Origin of the sequence: Streptomyces prasinopilosus (assembly GCF_001419695.1) — a bacterium.
GTDB classification, from domain to species: domain Bacteria; phylum Actinomycetota; class Actinomycetes; order Streptomycetales; family Streptomycetaceae; genus Streptomyces; species Streptomyces prasinopilosus.
The window spans coordinates 1-2,022 of the sequence record NZ_LIRG01000121.1; the positions used below are offsets into that span (position 1 = coordinate 1).

Sequence of the window (2,022 nt, forward strand, 5' to 3'; positions counted from 1 at the left end):
GCTCCACGGCCGGTACCGGCTGGTCGACCGGATCGGGCGCGGCGGCATGGGGGAGGTGTGGCGGGCGCGCGACGAGTCGCTCGGCAGAGAGGTCGCGGTGAAGTGCCTCGAGCCGGCGGGCGCGCGGCACGACCACGCGTTCGGCCGGGTGCTGCGCGAGCGGTTCCGGCGGGAGGCCCGGGTGGCGGCGTCCCTGCAGCACCGCGGGATCACCGTGGTGCACGACTTCGGCGAGCACGACGGCGTGCTGTACCTGGTGATGGAGCTGCTCCAGGGCCGCGACCTCAGCCGGGTCCTGGAGGACAACGAGCGGCGCCCGCTGCCGGTCGACGAGGTGGTGGACATCGCCGAGCAGGTCGCCGCCGCCCTCGCCCACACCCACGACCAGGGCATCGTGCACCGGGACCTGAAACCCGCCAACATCGTGCGGCTCGCCGACGGCACGGTGAAGATCTGCGACTTCGGCATCGCCCGCCTCGCCCAGGACATCGGGTTCACCTCCCGGCTGACCGGCACCGGCGTGGCGATGGGCACCCCGCACTACATGTCGCCCGAGCAGATCAGCGGCACCGACGTCGACCGGCGCAGCGACCTGTACTCCTTCGGCTGCGTGCTCTACGAGATCGCCACCGGGGTGCCGCCGTTCGACCTCGGCGACGCGTGGGCCGTCCTCGTCGGCCACCGGGACACCCCGCCGCGGCCGCCGCGCGGCCTGCGGGCCGACCTGCCCGGACGCCTGGAGCGGATCATCCTCGACCTGCTGGCCAAGGAACCCGCCGGACGCCCCGGCAGCGCACACGAGCTGGCCCGCCGGATCGGCGCGCTGCGGGCCGCGCCGGAGCTGCCGCCGGCCGCGGCGACGGCCCGGCTGCGCCCCGTGGGGACGCCCGGCGCGGGCGGCCCGGCGGCCCCGCCCCCTCCGGGCGCCCGGCCCGGGCAGCCGGGGCCCGTGCCCCGGCTTCCCTCCTGGACGCGGGGCATGACCACCGGCCGCAAGGCGGTCCTCGCCGGACCGCGCACCGCGCCCCCGGATCCGGCAGCCGGCCTGTCCGGCGAATGGATCGCCCGCCCCGCGGCCGGCCGGGCCGCACCGCCCCCGGCACAGGAACGTCCCGCCCCGGCACCCGAGGCCCTGGCCGCGCTGGCCGGACGGCACAACGCGGGCCTGAGCCTCGGCCGCCTGGGCCGCTGGGCGGAGGCGGGGGAGGTGCACCGCGCGGTCGCCGCGGAGCGCGAGCACCTCCTCGGCCCGCACCACCCCGACACCCTCGCCAGCCGTCACGAGATCGCCCTCGCCCTCAGCCGCACCGGCCGCGCCGCCGACGCCCTGCGCGCGTACCAGCACGTGGCCGAGGCCCGGCTCCGCACGCTCGGCCCCGAGCACCCCGACACCCTCGCCGTCCGCCAGGAAACGGCGTACGTCCTCGCCCGGTCGGGCCGGCCCCTCGACGCCCACCAGGTGTACCTGTCGGTGCTCTCGGCCCGCGAGCGCACCATGGGGGCCGACCACCCCGAGACCCTGCGCTGCCGGCACGACCTCGCCTCCAACCTCGGCAGGCTCGGCCGTCTGGAGGACTCGTACAGCACCGCGCGCGAGGTGGCCGCCGCCCGCGCCCGGGTGCTCGGCCCCGAACACCCGGACACCCTGGTCACCCGCTGCGAAGTCGCCCACACCCTCGGACAGCTCGGGCGGTGGGCGGAAGCCCTGGAGACCTACCGCGAGGTCGCCGGGGCCCGCGCGCGGGCGCTCGGCCCGGACCACGCCGACACGCTCGCCGCCCGCCACGAGATCGGCGTCGGGCTCGGCCGGCTCGGCCGCACCGCGCAGGCCCTCGACCTCTACCGGGGCCTGGCCGAGGACCGCACCCGGGTCCAGGGGCCCACCCACTCCGAGACCCTGCGCGCCCGGCACGGCCTGGCCGTCTGTCTCGGCCGGCTCGGCCGCTGGGTCGAGGCCCTCGCCGAGTCCCGCGCCGTGCACTCGCTGCGCGGGAGCGCCCTCGGCGCCGACCACCCGGACAC

At 78.1% G+C, this 2,022-nt stretch carries 1 protein-coding gene; it reads left to right on the plus strand.

Annotated elements, in window-relative coordinates:
- Positions 1–2,022, plus strand: a 2,022-nt coding sequence (locus AOK18_RS06430) for a serine/threonine-protein kinase (RefSeq protein ID WP_107100332.1), incomplete at both ends; no start/stop codon positions are given.